Below are 21,363 nucleotides of genomic sequence, written 5' to 3' on the forward strand. Positions count from 1 at the left end.
TTAAATTTTGAATGAGGATTTGCTTATGTTATTGGGACCTTCTGCAGACATTACTTCACAATTTAATATCAAACTGCGCGAAAACTTGAACAATGCCACTGGCCAAATGGAAGGCAATTTTAAGGGCCGACTTATTATCAGTCTTGAAGGCTGTTATGAGAAAAATTTAGTGCATCAGGTATACCAGGGCATAAAAGATTCAAAAAGTGTTAAGGATACTCATGGCCCAAAGGAAAAGGTTTTCCACCCAGCCCGACTTAAAGGCCTTTCCTCTGATCATTACCAATATATGGATATGTTCGGGAGTACGGTTGATTTGGGACGTACAGTAAAAGCACCCATTGTCAAATTTGACAAATCTTGTAAATTAGCCAACGAAGTTGATGTGAGAATCAGGCTAGCTAAAAATAATGCTACTGAATCAATGGCTAATTTCGTTTGCTCCAACCTGAAAAAAATGGCAACTCTAGGCAATTGGTCCGGTCAGTCAGTTCCTATGAGTGTCACAATAGTAAGATACACGCTCAATTCAGACAACCCTGAAATAGTGAATATTCCCTGGAATACTGGCTGGGCCCCTTTAACCATGTCATCAGTCATTTCGCCATGCAAGCAGAAGGAAGGTGCATACTCCGGTGGAGATCTGCTCTTTGCTGAAACAGAACATATTCCTGAAACAGTTAAACAATATTCCTATCCAGAAAACGGCTGCATTGTTACAGAAAACGTCTTTTCAATAGGCACAGCTAGTGACATAAAATTGGTTAGTGGAGAATCATGTCAACGCATGGTAGTTACCTTTTCCGCATACCCGGATAAACAACAATTTTTGTCCTTTATGGAAAAAAATTCAGGCCAAAACCTACTGTTAAAAGATAGCCCGGATATTTCATAAACGTGCTCCCGCTCTCGCTTGTCCTTTATGCTCTGGGAGGCTGTCCGAGAGGCTCCCAGGCAACCCCACAGGAGGCTGACCGAGAATAGACTGCCCTACGCGGCAACTGCTCCTGCGTTGCTCTGGCTCCTGCATCCATGCAGTCGTGCGGTGGCAACAAATTGGTCTAAAAATCAAAAAGTAGAATAGCGATATTTTTTGAACTAGAAGCTGTTTTTATGGTCAGAAAAAGTGGAATACCAATAAAACCATGAAGGATAAAATCAATGCTTCCATCTGGAATCGGCTTTGGCCAAACACCGACAAAGTGTCCATCTTACTCAAGAGAGGAAAACTCTGATTTAACAGAAAGTACCCCTTCCCCGGCAAAAAAAATGCGACTCGATCAGGTTGAAAGGAGTGTAGCAATTGTTAATAGCGCCCAGCCTTCCGTTAATTCCCGGCCACCCAGCTGCAACAATTGCCTTAATGATATGGAAGCTGTGTTTGGTTATTTAATGGTTCTTTTACGCGCCAGAAATATCGAGTTAGTTCCCGGGGAAGATTATTCAGGAGTGACAAACCAACTGTTAACTCTCAGAAAAATGGTTGACGAACAAATTCAACGTTTAAATCAGGGGGCCGGGATCACGGTTGTTAATGGTCAAGAGGTGGTGTATTCCCCGGACTCTCCTGTTTCAGAAAGGGCAATGACGCCAACATCCCCGGGCACCGATCTCCCTCCCCCGTGCATAAGGTCAACAGAAGGTGTTGTACATGGTACCGGTGTCATTGCTAACCAAAACTTCAAAGCGGAACAGATAATATGCCCTTACGATGGACCATTGGTGTTCAGAACCATTAATCCGAAAAATGGCAAATATTTTGTCTTTACCATCAAGGACCCGGGCGATGATGACACTGCGGGTGTTAATATCCTGGAAAACGACACTTATGTTGCATGGTCGAACGTTACTATTGCCCAAGCTGGCGCACGTGTCATTGAGCTTGGCCGTGACTGTGAACATGATATCCGATTCCTGAATCACTCCAAGCAACCCAATGTAATGATCAGCTGTACAAATGTGGGCTCGTTAGCGTGGGGGGACCGGGAAACTCTTAAGCTGACGGTTGTATCCCTGAGAGATATTAAGAAGGGAGAAGAGCTGGTATTTGATTATGATACAAACCAGGAAGACTCTGAAATAGACTTCAGTATCTCGTCGGTAGATAATAAGGCAAGCAGAAATCAAAGAAACAAAATAATCCAGAGAGTTAAAAAGCTGAACGAAAAATGTCTAAAGGGTGGGAGGAAAAGGTCAGTAAAAACAAAGGAAAAAAAAGTTGATCTGCCAGAATCACTTGATATTTTAATTGGCAATATCATGGATAAAATTCAGGATATTCGTGATAAAACATATCATCCAGTAAGCCTTAATCAACTGAAAGCAGGTCTGGATCCCAATAATAAAAAACTACTGCATATAATTTTATCTAATAATCCGTCAATTTTGGAAGATATTGCTTCTTATTTATCTTCATTAAAAACTGAACTAAGCAAAGATATGGATAAGTTAACAATGAAAAATATTAATGATTTACAAGAATTTTTAACGGATTCAATGTTTAACGGTAAACAAACCTGGATGAGTATTCATGACTTAAAAGAATATCTCGCTTCCTTTAAGTATACCGAAATTGGTTAGATGCTATTAATAAACCGTTGCCGGTAGCAGGCATTTAGCCTGCTATCGTTTTTTGATGAATTTTCCTGAGGGCATTACGAATGGCTATTGCACCCGTTTGCCCGGGTTTTTCTACTGTTGATAGCGTAAAGTCAATCTCTGACTCTGGTAGGTCCGGATCGTAATCGAATAGCAGTTCTTCTTCGGGGGCAATGTCTTTCAGGGCAGTAACCTTTAACAGAATCTGATCACATTGATTAACTGGAAATCTACTCAATACCCGGGGTGTGATGATTTTTACATTGGCATTTTTGGAGTGGTTCAGATATCGAATGGGGCCGACAGCATCACGGCCAATCTCAATGCCGGGCGTTCCGGAATACTTGAGAAAAATGCCAGACCAGGCAGCAAAAGTATCTTTCTCCATAAATCGGGGAACAGGCCCTTTTTTACCCTGCTCCAGTTTGAATACATTGAATTTTTGTTGCTGGCCCGACTGTCGGCTTCTTATTCGGTATATCAGTGGGCCATGATACAGAGAGATGAATTGACCTTTTTTGAACCGCTTTTTCGCCACAACGCCGGTACCGTGGACGACACCTTGAGTACTGGCCTGGATCCGCGCCCTGAGTTTGTGGCGATGACCGTGGTGAGAACCGTGGGCAGCCCCGACTTCATGGGCAAGCAACGAGACAGGTGATTCCGGGGGAGTAAATGCAGTCACATGCGTGTTTTCTGTGTCTTGTAACCGAAGTAAGGCGAGATTGGTCATGTCTCTCAGCTTTCGTATTCTGGTAATCGTCTCTTTATTTTGAAATAACGTGAGTTCTGTCGGATTGACAGTAGTAATTGATCTGATGCTTCGGATGGTTTGTAAATCATCCATAATCTCATCACGCATAAAATTTTCGTGAGGAGGCTCTTCAGCAACTGACCGGTTGAAGCAGCGCTTTCTGGCTCCGGGATCAATGCCAAAACGGTGAAGTGCAGGGGGTTCAACGGGTGGTTCAGTCCTGTTGGGTGAACAGATTGCTGGTATCATGTTGTGGCGTGTTTTTTGTAGAGTTGGATCTATTCGACAGAGAAGTTAACTGCTGGTTCAAAATGTTTGTCAGCATTTTTTATCATTTCGCTGGATTATCTGTCAGGGGGGGAAGTAGCTAACCATATGAAATCATATATTTCTGACTCCTTGTTCAGGCACTCTGCTTCGTTACAACTCCGGTCACATAGCTACGGCTATGCTCCCTCCGTTGTGCCTCGCATAGCTCCTGCCCAAGTAGCCAGAAATATATGATTCCATATGGCCAGCTACTTAACGTTGTTGCTGAGACACAGTTCCGGAAGCGGGGCAAATGCACGGTGTCTGAGCCATTCATGAGTCAAAAATCCTTTGAGCCTGTCTTTGCGTAAAAGAGGCGTTAAACAGAGTATTCATCATGGACATTGAGTGGTTTATACTGCCGATTTCCTGCGGGCTGTATTAGAATAGCGTCTCACCACCAAAATCCAGGCATTTCACAGGCTCCCAGGAGGCTGTTAACAGGCAACCGAGGTAATGAATGTTCACAAAGGACATGACCATCGCTGAATTCGATCCGGAGCTGAAGGCGGCTATTGATGCAGAAACCCTGCGTCAGGAAGAGCATATCGAGCTGATCGCTTCCGAGAATTATGCCAGTCCAAGAGTTATGGAAGCTCAGGGCAGTGCGCTGACCAATAAATACGCTGAAGGCTATCCCGGCAAACGTTACTACGGCGGCTGTGAGCACGTTGATGTGGTTGAGCAGCTGGCCATTGATCGTGCCAAGGCACTGTTTGGCGCAGGCTACGCCAACGTTCAGCCGCACTCGGGTTCCCAGGCCAACTCGGCGGTATTCATGGCGCTGCTGAAGCCCGGTGATACGATTCTTGGCATGAGTCTGGCCCATGGTGGCCACCTTACCCACGGTGCCAGCGTCAGCTCCTCCGGCCGAATCTATAATGCAGTGCAGTACGGCATTACACCTGATACCGGTGAGTTGGATTACGAAGAAGTTGAACGCCTTGCCCTGGAGCATAAACCCAAACTTATTATTGGTGGCTTTTCTGCCTACTCCAGGATTGTTGACTGGCAGCGTTTTCGGGATATTGCCGATAAGGTCGGTGCTTACTTCCTGGTTGACATGGCGCATGTTGCCGGGCTGGTGGCTGCGGGCGTTTATCCTTCGCCAGTGGGCATTGCTGATGTGGTCACCACCACCACTCACAAAACCCTGGGTGGACCGCGCGGTGGTTTGATTCTCGCCGCTGAAGATGAAGAGCTGAACAAGAAACTGAATTTTGCCGTCTTTCCTGAATCCCAGGGCGGTCCTCTGTGCCATGTGATTGCTGCCAAGGCTGTCTGCTTCAAAGAAGCGATGTCTGATGAATTCAAGACTTACCAGGCTCAGGTGGTCGAGAATGCCCGGGCCATGACCCGGGTGATGATGGAGCGGGGTATCAATATCGTGTCCGGTGGGACCGATGATCACCTGTTCCTGATGGATCTGATCGGTAAGGAATACACCGGTAAAGATGCCGAGGCAGCCCTTGGCCGTGCCAATATCACGGTGAACAAGAACGCAGTGCCTAATGACCCTCGTTCACCTTTTGTAACCAGTGGCCTTCGTATCGGTACTCCGGCTATTACCCGTCGCGGTTTTAATGAAGAAGACTCAGCAGCCCTGGCTGGCTGGATCTGTGATGTCCTGGATGCCCTGGGCGATGGTTCCGGTGATGCACAGGTGGAAGCCGCAGTGAAAGCCAAAGTGCTGGAAATCTGTTCGCGTCTTCCGGTTTACAAGTAACTGTTTGGGTGGTATCAAAAAGCCGCTGTGCCTTGAATGTGTGCAAGGTCAGCGGCTTTTTTTATAGATCGCAATTGAGGTCCTGGGTTAATAAGCGGCTTTCTCCATTGAGTGCTTCAGTCGCTGAAACTGCTTCGGGTTCTGATATACGGGCAGAAACCGGGAACTTGTAATAAAACCGCAGCTGGTTATCATTGCTTTGGGACACATAGCAAACGGTGTCCCCCAATCCCCTCAAAAACTCAAGGATTAATTTGCTCAATGCATTGTCCATTCTGTGGTGCTGCTGAAACAAAAGTGATCGACTCGCGTCTGGTTGCAGAAGGCAGCCAGGTGCGCAGGCGTCGCGAATGCCTGTCCTGCATTGAACGTTTCACCAGTTATGAAACAGCAGAACTGCTCATGCCAAGGCTGGTGAAACGGGATGGTACCCGTGAACCTTTTAATGAAGATAAGCTGCGGGCGGGCATGTCCCGTGCCCTGGAAAAAAGGCCGGTCGGCGTTGAGCAGCTGGAAGAAGCGGTGAGCCGCATTACTCATCGCCTGCGGGCCATGGGTGAGAGGGAAGTCAGTTCCCGGATTCTGGGTGAAGAGGTTATGCGCGAATTAAAGCAGCTGGATGAGGTGGCCTATATCCGTTTTGCCTCCGTCTATCGTCATTTCAAGGATCTGAATGAGTTTCGGGAAGAGATCGACCGACTGGAGACTGAGGATCGGGATTAAATGCCTCTGATTCTGTTATTGCTGGCGATTCTGGTCCTGGTTTTTGGCCCCCAGTTCTGGGTCAGGCATACGTTCCGTAAATATGGCAAAGACCGACCGGATCTCCAGGGCACCGGCGGCGAGCTGGCACAGCACCTGATTGATCGATTCCAATTGGATGGCGTATCCGTTCGTGAAGGTCAGGAAGGTGAGGATTATTATGATCCGGAAAACCGGGTGGTTTCGCTCTGCTCATGGCACTATCGGGGGAAGACCATCGCTGCTGTCGCCGTTGCTGCCCATGAAGTCAGCCATGCCTTGCAGCATCAGGAGCAGCACCCCGGGTTTATGCGCCGTCAGAAGCGGGTAAAAATGGCCATGATGATTGAGCGGTTCAGCGTTATGGCCCTGATGGTGACGCCTTTTATTTTCTTATTCACCCGGCTTCCCCAGAGCACCCTGATCACCTTGCTATTGGGTGCTTCCGGGATGATTGCCTCACTCTGGGTGCAATTGATGAACCTGCCCATTGAGATGGATGCCAGTTTTAACAAGGCCCTGCCGATTCTGGAGGAAGGGTATCTTGCCAGAGACGATCTACCGGGGGCCAGAAAAGTCCTGAAAGCCGCGGCAATGACCTATGTTGCTGCGGCACTGGCAAGCTTGCTGAATATCGGACGATGGATAGCTATTTTAAGACGATAAGCCGTTGGGCAAATGGATGCCTTTGGAATTGAGTTAAGTAGTTGGCCAAATGGAATCGTATATTTCTGGCTAAGTGGGCAGTTACTATGCAAGGCACAACGCAGGGAGCATAGCCGTAGCTATGTGACCGGAGTTGTAACGCCGCAGAGTGACTGTTCACTTAGTCAGAAAATAGGATTTCATTTGGTTAACTACTTAAATATGGTCAGTTTATCCCTGCTGGTTCTGTTTGTTCCTACGTTTTTCTTTGGTTAAATCTGGCAGAATAAATCAACTGCCAGCGGAGGATCTGTTGCCAGAGAAAGATCTGTTTGACCTGTGTAAGGGGGGGTGTGGAGTTCTCCTCCCTCTCAGCATTTGAATGTCCTGGTTTAAATCCGCAATTTTTCTGGCGTAAAGAAGTTGACGGTTCTCGGCATCATTACAATGGTAAAAATCGTGTTTTACTTTGAATACGCCTTGTTTTTGAATACTTTCTGCTTCATTCCAATCTTTAAGGCACTCAAAGCAAATGTCATGGTCACAAAAACTGGCATCTGCGGCTGCATTCTGACGTGCATGGAGGCCTGACCGTCGAATGTGATTACAGCCTGAAGATCTCTCAATGAGGTTATCGCATTTCGGGCATGGCCTGAATCTACTGTCATCCGCCTGAGCCATCTGGTAGACCTGCAGTTTTGCATTCAAATCAGAAAGCCGCTGTTCCTGATTTATGATATGTGCTTCATCACAACTCTTATTGAAATGGGGCTTTTCTTCACAGTTTGCGCAAAACCTGCGAGTACAGGGTACGAAACCAATATTGCGTTTGTAAATTTGTCCAGAGCAGCTGATTACAGCCTGTTCAGGCTCTCTCAGGTTGACAAAATACTGTTCATTGCAGTCTCGGCATGTAGCATTTTTTGTCACTACAGGGCCAAGCAATGGGGAAAACGGATCCCGGGCAAAAATCCGGAGTTGTGATTGCAGGTGGAAATCTTGCAGCATCTGCAAACAATCCGGGGATGATATCTGTGGAGCAAGCTTGTCGACGGGTATGGAGTGGTGTTTGGACGAATCACACGTTGGGCAGGCTATGCCAACGCCATTTATTTCATCATTTGTTATGGGGTCTGCAATTCGATATTGAGTGTGCTGTGCCAGGCAGTCAGAGTGAATCCACGTTGGTGTTTCACATCCGGGGATAAATGCTGCTTCTGGTGCACTTTGAAAATCACTCAAGCAGACAGAGCATTGTGCATCGGTGGGTGGTTGAGTCTTACTTGCATCCGGCATTTCTTGTTGTGGAACAGGTTCCGGGTTTTGTGCAGCAGTAGATTCTGGCATGGGAGCAACAGGATTGAATAAATGGCGGGTTCCGTGCAGGTAGGCACCATCAGTTGCTCTCATTTCATAAGTTATGGTTCTGGGTATGTTGGGGTCAGCCTCAAAAACGGCCTGTAAGGTACGATCCAGCCATGAAGCCAGGGCATCAGTATTCGGGTTTTCATTAGATCGTCCAATATTGTTAGAAGCAGTACTGTTAGAAGCAATACTGTCAGGAGCAATATTGTTAGAAACGATATTTAAACTGGAATTGGGAATCATATTTAGGTAATTAAATTCTTGATTTACTCTCAATAGACTAAATTTTGATCCCAAAGTTCCATTTTCTTTAAGTAATCTGTCTCGGTGTATTATTGATATAAATTATTCTTTGGTTGTTGCTGCCCCGCCAGGGCAGTGACAGATCTCTCTTATCCAGCTCAAAGCGTCCATCAATCAACACATCAATGTATTGCACAACCTCCTGTTGGGCCTGGCTGAGTTCTTCCAGCGTGTAGCCAGTCCAGAGCCAGATGTTTTTTTGTGGATATTCGGCCTTTACCCGCTGAACCAGCTTCAGTATGCCGGATAGATTGCCTGGAAACAGTGGGTCTCCGCCGGACAGCGACAGCCCATCCCGTTTGATGCGGGAATCCCCAAGGTCGGCAATAATCCGGTCTTCCATGGCCTGGTCAAAAGGGGTTCCCTTGCGGGCATCCCAGGTGGTGGCGTTATGGCAGCCTTGGCAGCGGTGTTCACAGCCACTGACAAACAGGGTGCAGCGGGTGCCTTCACCATTGACCACATCGATTGGATAGTACTGGAGATAGTTCATGCTCTTTGCTTTTCCATGGTGCCTGTTCCCACGCAGAGCGTGGGAACAGGCAGCCGTATCAGAGGTGCTTCACCCGACGAACCACTTCTTCCTGCTTACCTTTAATAAACGGTCGGCTGTTCGGTTGACCCAGGTAGCCACAAACACGACGGGTTACGGACATCTTGTCGGAGTCACGGTTTTTGCACTGCGGGCATTCAAAACCACGGCTGGTGGCATTGAACTCACCTTCATAATCACAGCTGTAGCAGGAGTCATTGGGTGTATTGGTGCCGTAGTATGGGACCTTGTCGTAAGTGTAGTCCCAAACGTTTTCCAGAGCCTTCAGGTTGTTGACCATGTTCGGGTACTCACCGTAGCAGATGAAGCCACCGCTGGCGTGTTTGGGGTATACCTGTTCAAAGTCGACCTTGTCGTATGGGTTGACCTTCTTTTCCACATCCAGATGGAAAGAGTTGGTGTAGTAGCCTTTTTCAGTCACGCCTTCAATAACACCAAATTTCTTTTTGTCCAGACGGCAGAAACGGTCACACAGGCTTTCACTCGGGGTTGAGTAGAGGCTGAAACCGTAGCCGGTTTCCTGTTTCCACTTATTCACCGCGGCACGCATGGTTTCCACAATGGCAACGGCTTTCTGGCGCAGCTCTTCACTGTCGTACAGATCACCAGAACCATTGTTGCCACCATAAAGGGCATTGATTGTCTCATGGATACCGATGTAGCCAAGGGAGATGGAGGCACGGCCATTTTTGAAAATATCGCTGATTTTGTCATCCGGCTTAAGGCGAACACCGCAGGCACCTTCTATATAGAGAATGGGCGCTACCCGTGCACGGACACTGTCCAGACGCTGGATCCGGGTCATCAGGGCTTCTTTCGCCAGCTGCAGACGCTGTTCCAGCAGCTGGTAGAAGGTCTCTTCACTGCCTTTACTTTCAATCGCTATGCGGGGCAGGTTGAGTGAGACGACCCCCAGGTTATTACGGCCATCGTGAATCATCTTGCCGTCTTCTTCATAAACCCCCAGGAATGAACGACAGCCCATGGGTGTTTTAAAGCTTCCGGTCACTTCCACCAGCTTGTCATAGTTGAGAATGTCCGGGTACATCCGCTTGCTGGCACACTCCAGTGCCAGCTGCTTGATGTCGTAGTTCGGATCTTCAGGGCTGAAGTTCACCCCTTTTCTGATGGCAAAGACCAGCTTTGGAAAGACCGGTGTCTTGCAGTTTCTGCCCAGACCGCGAATCCGGTTTTTCAGAATGGACTGCTGCACCAGGCGCTCTTCCCAACTGGTACCCAGGCCAAAGCCAAAGGTGACAAACGGCGTCTGACCATTGGCGGTGTGCAGGGTATTTACCTCATACTCCAGTGCCTGGTAGGCGTCATAGCAATCCTTTTCGGTCATCTCCATGGCGTATTCACGGGCTTTTTCTTCATCACGGATCCAGCGCATGCCTTGTTGCAGATGCTTTTCAAAGGTTTTGCGTACGTAAGGTGCGTGAATACGGTCAATCTCATTGATACTGGTACCGCCATAGATGTGGCTGGAAACCTGGGCAATGATCTGGGCTGTGATGGCCGCTGCAGTAGTGATTGATTTGGGCGTTTCAATTTCCGCATTACCCATGCGGAAACCGTTGGTCATCATCCCTTCAATATCGATCAACATGCAGTTGAACATCGGGAAGAAGGGCGCGTAGTCCAGGTCGTGGTAATGGATTTCACCACGGTCATGGGCCGCAGTAATATGCTTTGGCAAAATATGCTGCCTGGCGTAGTGCCTGGCGACCACACCGGCCAGAAGGTCCCGTTGGGTGGGGATGATTTTACTGTCTTTGTTGGCGTTTTCGTTGAGCAGCTCGTCATTATCCTGGTTGATAATGCTCAGAATGTCCCGGCTCAGGGCATTACGCGACTCACGTTCAATATCCCGGGTCTGACGATATTCAATGTATTTGCGGGCAGCGTTATGGTATTCGCTGCTCATCATCAGGTGTTCTACCTGATCCTGAATATCATAGATATCCACCAGTTCCAGACCTTCCACGGTGCTGGCTACTTTTTTCGCAACGTACTCAGCAAAGTCATGGTCTTTGATCTGAGCATCATTGAGGGCGCTGGCAACGGCTTTTACGATGCGTGGCGCATCAAAAGGCTGGCGTGAGCCATCGCGTTTGATGATCTCAGTCATGGTGAATCTCCGGACAAAATAGAGTAATGAGATATTGCGCCTTTTCGGGTGGAATATCTACAGGTAGTGGTATGCGTGTATAATTGGCACTATATGTGGTGTTTTGCGGCGGCTATGATCTACTAAACTGTTTGATTCTGCAATATTGACAAAACGTAAATCTGCTGGGGAAAGCACGGTTTTCATTCGGAAGTCAGGAGTTACTGACAGGGAAAGTCTTACATACTGTGTGGTTAAACACGATGAGCCTGCTGGAAATAGCATTTTGTAGGTATATGCCGAAATATTTTCATATCAAGAGGAAAATGACGGCGACTGTGCAAAACAGTTGCAGCATGGAAAGCGCACTTCATCGCCATTCGGCAAGGCTTTCCTGGTTCAGAATCGGTATTGAATAAAATGTTAAAAAATTTTGGAATGAAGGAATTTTTTCTTGGGAAAGTGGTCAAATACTGAATCTAATGAAAATAACTTAGTAATAAAGTGCAAAAAAATGAATACATTTTCTGGTTACCTGTTTTTTTCCCCTGATACTTTTGATTGGCTCACTGAAACAACATGTGATACAAAAGAGATCGGAATAAATAATGGGTTTTTTTATAATAAAAAAGTTAAAGCAACTGAATCGGCTGTTTCTGGCTATGTTACTGAAATGATCGATCGAAATGCTGTTTCTGATTCGTCCATTTGCCCGCTAATAATGGAGGAGATTCCACCATTATTTCCTGAATTAGATAATATTGACTCTACGTCTGCAAATATCGAAGGAAATAAACGTCCACTATTCTCGAACCACGAAAGTTGTAATAAATCTGGCAATGGTGATATTTCCATAGAAATAAAAATGAATGAGCCGGATGCTCAGATAGAAAATTCAACAAAGGTCTTGCACACTGTCAAGAAGTCTTTTCAGTGTAATGTATGCGAAAAGAGCTTTAATCGAAAGCATAATCTGGAAGAACACATCCGTACACACACTGGCGTAATGCCCTTTAAGTGTAATGTATGCGAAAAGAGCTTTAATCGAAAGCAGAATCTGGAAGTACACATCCGTACACACACTGGCGTAAAGCCCTTTAAGTGTAATGTATGTGAAAAGAGCTTCAGGTATTTCAGTGGCCTGACAATACACACCCTCCGCATCCATACTGGCGAGAGGCCCTTTAAGTGTGAGTTCTGCGACAGGCGCTTTGTCCAAAGATGTGAGCTGAAAAATCATATCCGCATCCATACTGGCGAGAGGCCCTTTAAGTGTGAGGTGTGCAAAGAGAGTTTCCGTGAAGCCAATAGCCTGAAAAAGCATACCCGCACCCATACCGGCGAGAGGCCCTATAAGTGTGAGTTATGCGATAAAAGCTATATCCAAAAAAGTGGCCTGATTAGCCACACCCGCTGCCTCCACTCCAGTGAGAAGCCCTTTAAGTGTGAGGTGTGCGAAATATGCTTTGCATTAAAAAATCAACTAACACGGCACCAGAAAACTAAACGCCATTTGAAGAAACTGGCTGAACTGTCATCAACCTGACCATCAGGAAATACTGGTCGCTGTCCTCTGGACAGGCAAACGGTAAAACCTGCTTTGCCTGTCCGGGAGCCCCGTTAGATTGGTCAAAAATTATGGAGAACTGTCGGTTATCCGGGAGGGTGTAAATGTCATTGTTTTACTTGGCCGCCCGGCAAAGAGCAAACAGGTTCCTGACAAGTCCTTGTGCCTGGTTGTGACAAATAAAAAATTTTGGAATTAAGGAATTTATTCTTGGAAAAGTGGTCGAACACGAGTCATAGCAAAAACCATTTAGTAATAAAGTACAAAAATGGTCCCATTTTCTCATTACCTTTTTTTTTTCCCCTGAGGATTTTAACTGGCTCACTGAAGCAACAATATGTGATGCAAAAGAAATTGGAGAAAAAAATGGGATCTTCTGTGACAAAAAAGTTAAAGTGATTGAGTCGGTTGATTCTGGCTATATTGCTAAAATGATCGAACGATATGGTGTTTTTGATTCACCCATTTGGCCAGAAATTAAGAAGATTCCTGCACTATTTCCCAAGCCTGATCATCTTTGCCATACTTCCGCAGATAGTAAGGTAAATAAACGTCCACCATCTTCGCACCTCGAAAATTGCGATAAATCCGGAAATGGTGATATTTTCACAGAAATAAAAATGAATGAATCAGGTGCTCAGATAGAAAATTCAACAAAGGTCTTGCACACTGCCACGAAGTCTTTTCAGTGCCGTCAATGTGATAAGCGCTTTAATCGAAAGGTGAATCTGACAAACCACATGCGTATGCACAAGGGCGTAAAGCCCTATAATCGTCAGTTATGCAAAAGGAGCTTCACTTACTCCAGTAACCTGAAAATACATATCCGCCGCCATACTGGCGTGAAACCCTTTAAGTGTGATCATTGTGACAAGCGCTTTACCCAAAGAAGTGACCTGAAAAAACATACCCGCATCCATACCGGCGAAAGGCCCTATAAGTGCGAGGTGTGTGATATGAGCTTCAGTATGGCCACTGGCCTGACACAACATACCCGCATCCATACCGGCGAGATGCCCTATACGTGCAAGGTTTGCAAAAAGCGCTTCAGACTCGCCAATAGCCTGAGAAAACATAGTCTCATGCATGACAGTGAGGATGGTACCTTTAAGTGTGAGTTGTGCGAAACGAGCTTTAAACTAAAGAGTTATCTAAGAAAGCACCAGAAAACCAAAAGCCATTTGCAGAAACTGGCTGAACTGTCATCAACCTAGTACATGGTTTGTAAGCGCATTCAAAACCCACGCCCTACCACTTCAATCTCTACTGCGAAATCATAAGCCTCCAGTCTACAAGGAGGCAAACATGTCTACACACTCCCTCAGAGAGAAGTGGCAACAACGCGTTCAATCCTGGCGTGATTCCGGATTAAGCCAGAGCAAATGCTTATTCTGGGAAAATACCGGTTTTGTCCTCTATTACAAAAGTCTCGCTGAAGATAAATTCCACTGGCCAAAGCAAGCCGACGAGCTGGTGACGATCACAGGGCAACAAATGAACTGGCTGTTGGATGGATACGACATAAGCCTTATGAAACCCCATAAAAAAAGGCATTATGACAGCTGTTTCTGATCCCACAAGACAGAATGGTAGGAAATATACCAACATCATCGTTAACTGAGTTTAATAGCAATGAACGGTCAGATAATTTTCAGGGTCAATTTAATAGCCGGATTGTCTCAGACGTTGGTGACGCTCTAAAGGGGGGATTAGCTTCAATAGGCTCAGCCCTGAAAAATGCTCCTAATCCCCTTTATTATTTAACCAAATATCCAGGCAGGATTCTGGCGACGATCCTCCTGTCAAGTCGGAGTGTTACAGATGCGAATCCTTTGCCGGATAATTCAACTTCTTTGCAGCTCAGACCAACACCACCAATTAAAGACTGGAATAAAAGTACATTTGACAACGGTGATTTCCCAATTGAGTCATCTGGCCTGCATTCAGCCCATTTAATGGAAATCGAAAAAGATGGTGGTGAAGCATCACACCAGGCTTTGATTGACTCTCTCGAGAAGGGGGATGACCCGATAGATAATGATTCAGTGGATAGCGCAGTTAGAAATAGACGGTCAACCAATAAGAAAAAGACCAGATGGACTGACGTTCCTCTGGTTAAAGACCATAATCGGCCCCTGCTGAATAGCGAACTAACCATGGATGGTCAATTTGCCAGAGTTGGTAATCCAAATCTCTCAAGGTTAAAGCAGAAACCTTCTCAGAAGGCAGAAGGGATAACCTATCGTTTTGAACTTAGGGATTTTCGTGACAACACCCTCAAGAAAGGTGGACAAAATACTTGCCCCCCTGAAAGTAGCGGTAATAAGGGGTGTAAGGGAAGAGTGGAGTTAACCAGCTGTTTCTTTAAGTCCGGTGAAGTACCCGACTATTCAAGGAAGCAACTGGCATTTTTAAAGGAATCCAAGGCGTATCTTAACGATTGCCCGGGATCTGTACCTATGGGTGGTGTCTTTTCTGTCTCTATGGATTTAATGGTAGAGCAATTGGGAGAGGCGATTATTTTCCAGATTCATGGCAAGCCCGATCGGTGGTTATACCGAAGTGAAGTGGGCAATGAAAACTATCTGCTATCGCCTGCGAGTTCAGCAAAGGCCTATACGACATTGGTTAAAGATAATATGAAATTTGAACAGGGTGGGTACCCACCGCTATCCTTAAGCCTTGAAAAGCACAAAGAAAACTATTATTTAGCACTTATGGCTCGATCAGAATACGTCCCATACAATGATAAAAGCCAGCGTTGTAATTTAAAATTCAGCAATTATTTTGACGGGACAAGTCAAACCAAATGTTGTAATGGTGAACGGGATGTCAGCTATCTGTTCAGTACGAAGATTGGCAACAATGATACCGATTTAAACGTGATTAAAAACTGGGCAAACCTGAAGTTTGAGATTAAAACAAGCAACTATTCCGGCTCGGAAGCAACCCCCGGACACGTCAGGATGTGGGTAAATGACGCCATGAAAGTAAATGCGGTAACCTATATTGGAAGAAACGATGCACCCCATCGTGGCGGGGGCAATATGTATGGCAAATTCGGGATATATCGCACAAGCTCTGACCAACCGATTGCCATCAGATTCAAGCATGTCAACATGCAAATTGGCGTGCTGCAACCCAAGCCACAACATGAAATTGATAACACTACGGTTTCCGGTGGCTGTCAACCAGAACTTAAACCATACTGCGAGGTTCCAGAGACTCAACCTTAGGCCGAATTTTCCAGACGGGATTTTCACCGTGTGCCCAATGACACCTGGTTCTGTCCAATTATGCGTTTTGGCCAGTCAGCGTTGGCATACTGGATAATTGTTGTGCAGTTATATTCCGAGGCATCTGGTGGGCGTTAACCCTGATGGATGATCTCAATATAAAGTTGACGGGGACCTGAACACACTCCAGCCACACTGAAACGTTCTGCATTTCCGGGCCCCAGCCTGCCATCAATTATACGCAGGCTTTTCAGTCGGATATCACCATGGGCAACCCCTTGCTCATGCATGGCAGCAATCAGGTTGCTGATATCTTCCGTCACTTTCTTTAATAGGCCAGAGACCGGTAGGCCGTAACCCGGTAGGCCGGAGCCTTGTGTCATGTATTTCTCACCGAAGCCATTCTGGCATAAAACAGTCGGAGGGTAGTTTAATTTATGGTCAGGTACACTGACAACGTGGTTACCGTCTCTGTCAATGATATTTAACGCCTTTTAAGTAGCTGGCCATATGGAGTCAGAAATATATGATTATGGTTAGCTACTTATCATATTTGTCGGCAATCGCTGGTTACTTATTGATGGATCAGGTTGTTGATGCGATGATCAGCCCTTTTTTGTATCTGTCCTGAAATGGAGAGAGGAGATTGAGTTGAGCGCTAGTTCTGGAAAAGCATCCCTGGCCAATGGCGAGTTTGATCAGCAGCAGGAAACCGTATTATCTGCCTATCTGGCATCACGCCCTGGCGGGAAAAGCGGTCAGGTTATGACGCTGCCAGCCATCAAAGGCCTGATGTTTGCCATTGCCAACTCACCGGTTAATGTTCCGCCGGATCGTTGGATGACCCTGGCGCTGGCGACTAACACACCGTCGTTTGAATCCCCACAGCAGGAAGATGATATCCGCCATATCCTGTTTAACCTGCTGGATAAAACCAGAAAGACCATCACGGGTGGTTTTGAGGTACTGCCGGAAGAGTGCCGGGCTGAAGATGTGTATTGTTCAGAATTTTCCCGCCTGCAGGAATGGGCGACAGGTTATGGGCAGGGTTGCCAATTGCTGATGGATGTCTGGATCCAGGTGCTGAAGCATCCCGGGGTTCAGCCTATGGAAGAGTCCTGGTCCAGCTGCATGGTACTGCTGAACGTCTGGAGTCGTGCAGACAGCCTGCTGGAAAAAGCCAAAAAGAAAGATGGCCCGGATGTGAATAAGATGCTGCAGGCAATGCCAGCGGTGGCCCGGGAGATGGCGGTGATGTGTCACGATATTCGCGAGATCTGGCAAAAGGCGCTGGAAAAGCCCGCTCCGGTCAAGGTGACCAAAGTTGGCCGCAATGACCCGTGTCCATGTGGCAGCGGCAAAAAGCACAAGAAGTGCTGTGAAAAGGCTTAAAAGAAAGAACTGTTAACCACAAAGGCACCAAGACACAAAGTAACGGCATTTTGATGGTAAGAGCTTCGCTCTTACCTTCTGTTGCTCTTCTTTGTGTCCTTTGTCCCTTTGTGGTGCCAAAAAGTCTTTTAAGTGCGCCCGTCTTCCCCTTCGCCCACCGTGCGCAGCCCGATTTCTGATCGTTGCACGGTTACCCGCTCGCCCGGCAGTTCGGCGGGTGCTTTATAAAAGTGCAGTTCCCGTTGCGGGAATGGAATGGTGATGCCTTCCCGGTCAAACCGGATTTTTACTTCACGGGTAATATCCCAGTATACATCCCAGTAGTCGTCTGTTTTTACCCAGGGACGAACGACAAAATCCACGGATGACTCATTGAGCACATGCAGACGAATAACATGCTCTGGCGTTTTCAGGATTTTCGGATGGCTGCTGACAATATCTTCGAGAATCCCTTCTACCCGCTCAACATTGTCGCCGTAGGCAACCCCGAAGACCATATCCACCCGGCGGATCCGTTCCGAGGTGATGTTTTTGATGGTTTCTCCCCAGATCTTGGCATTAGGCACCATAAAGACCTGGTTATCGAAGGTGCGAATGGTGGTGTTGACCAGGCTCATCTTGCCAACTTTACCGGCAACCCCGCCCGCCTCAACAAAGTCACCCACATCAAAAGGGCGGTAGATCAGGATCATCATTCCGGAGGCGAAGTTGGACAGGGTATCCTGCAGGGCAAAACCGATGACAATACCGGCAACACCCAGGCCGGTCAGTACCGGTGTCAGGTCCAGACCCACTTGTGCCAGGGCGAACAGGAGGCCAAAGATGATCACCAGGTTGCCACCAATATTGATAAAAAATTCCTGAACCAGTGTACTGAAACGGGCTTTTTTATGGGTGACGGCACGGGATATGCCCCGCCGAACCAGGCGCGCTAACACTATGGCTGCCGCCATCAGGGCGGCAAACAGGAACAGGCGGGAGAGGATGCCGCCCAGATTGGCTTTGAACCAGTGCGTCAGGTCGTCCCATAGCCCGACAATTACCGCACGCAGCGTATCAAAGTTAACCACGGCTTCGGCCAGATTGCCGGTTGCCTTGAAGATCAGTTCATTGTAATGATCCACCGGCAGCCCCTGTTCTTCCATCATCATCAAGATCTGCCTGAGGTTGGCGACCGCGCTGCGCACCAGGCGATCCTGGTTGGCAATTTTGCTTTCCAGAGAGCTGCGGGCATCAGCAGGAAGGGATTTAAGCTCGGTCTGCAACAGCCCTTTCTGACGGTTATTGTTGCGCAGGTAGGTAGCCATAAACTCGGCATAGCGAGTGATCTCATGGTCAAGCTTCTGCTGTAATACGGTGGTATCAACCTGCCAGCTTTTCAGTAAATTCAGGTTATCCAGCCTTTCGCTCTGTAGCCAGTTGATATAGGCATAAAAGTCATTGATATTGAACAGCACCAGCAATTGTTCGTCAGTTTCAGCCTGTTCGTATTGTTCAAACATTTTACGCAGGTCGGATGAGGCGGGAGCCAGCCGGGCTTCAAAAAAGTGATTTTCTGCGTTCACCACCACCTCGCCCAGTTGTACGGCTGCTGTTGTATTAACGGCCTTGACCTGATCCAGGAAATTATTTACACGTTGAGTGGTCGTGCGGATATCTGAGACGATCTGTTGCTGAATCAGGTCGCGGCCCATTTCGGATGTGGTTGTATTCCAGCTGGCTTCCATTTGGAGCACACGCGCGCCGGTGGCTTTAAGATCCATTATTACCGCAGCATGAGCATCAATCAGCTCCGTTGGTAACGGTGGCTGGGGAGTGGTGACGTCGGCAAAGGCGTTGAAGGAAAAAAACAGTAATATCCAGACAAGGTTTCTGAACACCGGAAGTCTCCGAAAGGAACATCAGACGCTGTTCCAGTTAAGGTGTTGATTTAGGGTACTACGGGAAAATTTGTGGGCCAGAATTTTACCTCTGCTTTGTTTAAAGAGATATGCTGATGTAGCATTTTGGGCAAAATACTGGTTCTGGATGGAGCAAAGGCTGGCAAAAGCCAGCCTTTGAGGGGTTATTTCAGATGGATTGTCAGGTTTGGCTGATCACTTTGCTTAACCGCCTCTTCATCATAGTTCCAGAGGGAGGTCACGGTTTTCGTGTCTGTATAGAAACGCGATGCCTGCTTGCCGTAGGCATGGAGGTCACCATTTGAGCCTTTCTTTCTATTGATAAACAGCGATGGCGGCTTTTATCGCTTCGCCGGGTGTGAACCTGTGGCTTTGTCTTTGCAGCGCAGATTCCAACGCTGAGAGACAGTGCAATACATTGGTTTGATTAGCGGCATACCCCATCAGGCCGATTCGCCACACTTTGCCGGCAAATGCGCCGAGACCTGCACCAATCTCCAGGTTATATTCCGCCAATAGTTGCTGTCGAACCGCAAGGTCATCGATACCTTCCGGTATGACCACGGCATTCAGCTGGGCCAGTCGCTCCTCTTCAGGAACCAGCATTTCCAGTCCCATGGCGGCCAGTCCGGCAACCAGTGCCTGATGATGCCGCTGGTGCCGCTGCCAGCTGTTGTCCAGCCCCTCTTCCTGCAACAGGCAGAGCGCTTCGTGCAAGGCGTATAATTGGTTGACGGGTGCCGTATGATGGTAGGCTCTTTTGCCATCCCCCCCCCCCCCAATAGCCCATAACCAGGTTCATATCGAGAAACCAGCTGCGTACCGGTGTTTTTCTGGCCTGAATTTTCTCCACAGCGGCTTCGCTGAAGCTGACCGGTGACAAACCGGGAACACAGGACAGGCACTTTTGGGAACCGGAATAAACGGCATCGACTCCCCACCCATCGACTTCCAGCTCTGAACCGGCCAGCGAGGTTACGGTGTCGACAATGGTCAGGCAATTATGCTTTCTGGCCAGTTGACACAGTGTTTTTGCATCCGAACGTGCACCGGTAGAGGTCTCGGCATGAACAAAAGCCAGAACTTTGGCATCGGGGTGGGCGTTCAGTGTTTCTTCCACGGCTTTCGGGTCTACTGCACGCCCCCAGTCGGAGTCGACGGTAATCGCGGTACCGCCCATGCGTATGACGTTTTCTTTCATCCGGCCGCCAAAGACACCGTTTATGCATACGATAACCTTGTCGCCTTCTTCGACCAGGTTGGCAAACAGGCTTCCATTCCTGCCGAACCGGGTGCGGAAATAGGCAGTGTCAGCTGGTTGCTGGTCTTGAAGGCATATTGAATCAGTGACTTCAATTCATCCATCATCCGGATGAACTCAGGGTCAAGATGCCCAATGGTGGGGCGCGCCAGGGCTTCGGTAATTCTGGGGTGAACATCTGAGGGGCCGGGGCCCATCAGGGTACGTTTTGGGGGGTGAAAAGGGGCGATAGTCATAACTGCCTGTTATTCTCCACTTATGGGCACTGCTGTCGGGTAGAGCGTGCCAGTCTATTATTTTGGGGGAAGCCTGACAGCAGAGGGCGTGTCAGGCAGGGCTTTCAGTCGATGTTGCTATTCGGCTCGCTTCAATACTACTTCGGGCAGCGGATATTCATCAACAACGACCTTACCAGAGGACGGCATGATTTCCGCTTTGCCTTTCACAACGGTTTTACCATTCTGGTTGATCACATTGGTCGAAACGGTTGCACGCTTTCGTTGTTCATTGATTTCCAGAATTTCCAGCTCAACCGTTACCGTATCACCGACTTTCACCGGGCGCAGGAATTTTAGCTCCTGGCCCAGATAGATACCACCGGGTCCCGGCAGTTTTGTCGCCAGGGCACAGGAAATCAGTGAGGCGGTCCACATGCCGTGGGCAATACGACCTTCGAACTGGGTGGTTGCGGCAAATGCCTCGTCCAGATGAACGGGGTTAGTATCGCCGGATACTTTGGCAAACAGCAGGAGGTCTTCGTCGGTCAGTGTGCGGGTCAGGCTGGCCCTGGTGCCAATGGTTAATGCTTCGAATGGGATGTTTTCCAGCTTGCGCATAAGTTAAGGCTCTATTGCTTTGTTAAAGTATGGGTAACTGTTTGAGCAGTATTTCATTGGTAATGA

20 protein-coding genes and 1 pseudogene are annotated in these 21,363 nt (G+C 47.6%); 11 read left to right on the plus strand and 10 right to left on the minus strand.

All coding sequences use genetic code 11. The annotated features are described in order from the left end of the window. Positions 1–25 precede the first annotated feature (25 nt). Positions 26–895: a hypothetical protein gene (locus tag O3276_RS21555; protein ID WP_269673154.1), complete on the plus strand. Its 870-nt coding sequence runs from the start codon at positions 26–28 to the stop codon at positions 893–895. Between the two features lie 266 nt (positions 896–1,161). Further along, positions 1,162–2,580 (plus strand): SET domain-containing protein, encoded by a 1,419-nt coding sequence (locus O3276_RS21560; protein WP_269673155.1) that lies wholly within the window; start codon positions 1,162–1,164, stop codon positions 2,578–2,580. A 34-nt stretch (positions 2,581–2,614) separates the two neighbouring features. On the opposite strand, the gene O3276_RS21565 is transcribed toward O3276_RS21560, so the two are convergent. Further along, positions 2,615–3,601, minus strand: a complete 987-nt coding sequence (locus O3276_RS21565; protein WP_269673156.1) for an SET domain-containing protein — start codon at positions 3,599–3,601, stop codon at positions 2,615–2,617. A 520-nt stretch (positions 3,602–4,121) separates the two neighbouring features. Here O3276_RS21565 and glyA point away from each other — a divergent pair. The 3 genes from glyA (at position 4,122) to O3276_RS21580 (ending at position 6,794) form a co-directional block, all read left to right on the plus strand. Then, a complete protein-coding gene (gene glyA / locus O3276_RS21570; RefSeq protein WP_269673157.1) occupies positions 4,122–5,387 on the plus strand; it encodes a serine hydroxymethyltransferase in 1,266 nt (421 codons plus the stop codon). Positions 5,388–5,648: 261 nt separating this feature from the next. Next, positions 5,649–6,110, plus strand: coding sequence for a transcriptional regulator NrdR (nrdR, locus tag O3276_RS21575; protein ID WP_101746570.1), 462 nt, complete (start codon positions 5,649–5,651; stop codon positions 6,108–6,110). Continuing rightward, a complete protein-coding gene (locus tag O3276_RS21580) occupies positions 6,111–6,794 on the plus strand; it encodes a zinc metallopeptidase (RefSeq protein WP_269673158.1) in 684 nt (227 codons plus the stop codon). It abuts the gene before it with no gap. A gap of 1,654 nt (positions 6,795–8,448) precedes the next feature. On the opposite strand, the gene nrdG is transcribed toward O3276_RS21580, so the two are convergent. Next, positions 8,449–8,934, minus strand: a complete 486-nt coding sequence (gene nrdG / locus O3276_RS21585) for an anaerobic ribonucleoside-triphosphate reductase-activating protein (RefSeq protein WP_269673159.1) — start codon at positions 8,932–8,934, stop codon at positions 8,449–8,451. A 58-nt stretch (positions 8,935–8,992) separates the two neighbouring features. Beyond that, entirely contained in the window at positions 8,993–11,125 is a 2,133-nt protein-coding gene (gene nrdD, locus O3276_RS21590; RefSeq protein ID WP_269673160.1) for an anaerobic ribonucleoside-triphosphate reductase, read from the minus strand. Positions 11,126–11,618: 493 nt separating this feature from the next. Between nrdD and O3276_RS21595 the strand changes: the two genes are divergently transcribed. Together O3276_RS21595 and O3276_RS25935 are read left to right on the plus strand one after the other, a co-directional pair. After that, a complete protein-coding gene (locus O3276_RS21595) occupies positions 11,619–12,650 on the plus strand; it encodes a C2H2-type zinc finger protein (RefSeq protein WP_269673161.1) in 1,032 nt (343 codons plus the stop codon). Positions 12,651–13,291: 641 nt separating this feature from the next. After that, positions 13,292–13,417: pseudogene (locus O3276_RS25935) on the plus strand (C2H2-type zinc finger protein); the annotation flags it as partial. Positions 13,418–13,450: 33 nt separating this feature from the next. Here O3276_RS25935 and O3276_RS21600 read toward each other — a convergent pair. Further along, positions 13,451–13,747, minus strand: a complete 297-nt coding sequence (locus O3276_RS21600; protein ID WP_269673162.1) for a hypothetical protein — start codon at positions 13,745–13,747, stop codon at positions 13,451–13,453. Here O3276_RS21600 and O3276_RS25940 point away from each other — a divergent pair. The 3 genes from O3276_RS25940 (at position 13,685) to O3276_RS21610 (ending at position 15,907) form a co-directional block, all read left to right on the plus strand. After that, positions 13,685–13,885, plus strand: a complete 201-nt coding sequence (locus tag O3276_RS25940) for a C2H2-type zinc finger protein (protein ID WP_442876611.1) — start codon at positions 13,685–13,687, stop codon at positions 13,883–13,885. The two genes, O3276_RS21600 and O3276_RS25940, sit on opposite strands and share 63 nt — an antisense overlap. 91 nt (positions 13,886–13,976) lie before the next feature. Then, on the plus strand, positions 13,977–14,243 hold the full coding sequence (tnpB, locus tag O3276_RS21605; RefSeq protein WP_269673163.1) for an IS66 family insertion sequence element accessory protein TnpB: 267 nt from the start codon (positions 13,977–13,979) through the stop codon (positions 14,241–14,243). 14 nt (positions 14,244–14,257) lie between these two features. Beyond that, on the plus strand, positions 14,258–15,907 hold the full coding sequence (locus O3276_RS21610; RefSeq protein WP_269673164.1) for a heparin lyase I family protein: 1,650 nt from the start codon (positions 14,258–14,260) through the stop codon (positions 15,905–15,907). Between the two features lie 134 nt (positions 15,908–16,041). On the opposite strand, the gene O3276_RS21615 is transcribed toward O3276_RS21610, so the two are convergent. After that, positions 16,042–16,290, minus strand: coding sequence for a BUD32 family EKC/KEOPS complex subunit (locus tag O3276_RS21615; RefSeq protein WP_269673165.1), 249 nt, complete (start codon positions 16,288–16,290; stop codon positions 16,042–16,044). Between the two features lie 268 nt (positions 16,291–16,558). Between O3276_RS21615 and O3276_RS21620 the strand changes: the two genes are divergently transcribed. Next, a complete protein-coding gene (locus tag O3276_RS21620; protein ID WP_269673166.1) occupies positions 16,559–17,299 on the plus strand; it encodes a UPF0149 family protein in 741 nt (246 codons plus the stop codon). A gap of 128 nt (positions 17,300–17,427) precedes the next feature. Here O3276_RS21620 and O3276_RS21625 read toward each other — a convergent pair whose 3' ends face one another. From O3276_RS21625 to O3276_RS21635, 5 genes are all read right to left on the minus strand, one after another. Then, positions 17,428–19,179 (minus strand): mechanosensitive ion channel family protein, encoded by a 1,752-nt coding sequence (locus tag O3276_RS21625; RefSeq protein WP_269673167.1) that lies wholly within the window; start codon positions 19,177–19,179, stop codon positions 17,428–17,430. Between the two features lie 336 nt (positions 19,180–19,515). Further along, entirely contained in the window at positions 19,516–19,896 is a 381-nt protein-coding gene (locus O3276_RS25550; protein WP_332328143.1) for a pyridoxal-phosphate-dependent aminotransferase family protein, read from the minus strand. Then, positions 19,793–20,401: a pyridoxal-phosphate-dependent aminotransferase family protein gene (locus O3276_RS25555; RefSeq protein ID WP_332328144.1), complete on the minus strand. Its 609-nt coding sequence runs from the start codon at positions 20,399–20,401 to the stop codon at positions 19,793–19,795. Before O3276_RS25555 ends, O3276_RS25550 begins: the two co-directional genes overlap by 104 nt. A gap of 20 nt (positions 20,402–20,421) precedes the next feature. Beyond that, complete coding sequence (locus O3276_RS25560; RefSeq protein ID WP_332328145.1) at positions 20,422–20,697, minus strand: hypothetical protein; 276 nt, start codon at positions 20,695–20,697, stop codon at positions 20,422–20,424. Between the two features lie 117 nt (positions 20,698–20,814). Continuing rightward, on the minus strand, positions 20,815–21,297 hold the full coding sequence (locus O3276_RS21635; protein WP_101746558.1) for a MaoC family dehydratase: 483 nt from the start codon (positions 21,295–21,297) through the stop codon (positions 20,815–20,817). Between the last annotated feature and the right edge of the window lie 66 nt (positions 21,298–21,363).

Source organism: Endozoicomonas sp. GU-1, from assembly GCF_027366395.1.
GTDB lineage: Bacteria > Pseudomonadota > Gammaproteobacteria > Pseudomonadales > Endozoicomonadaceae > Endozoicomonas.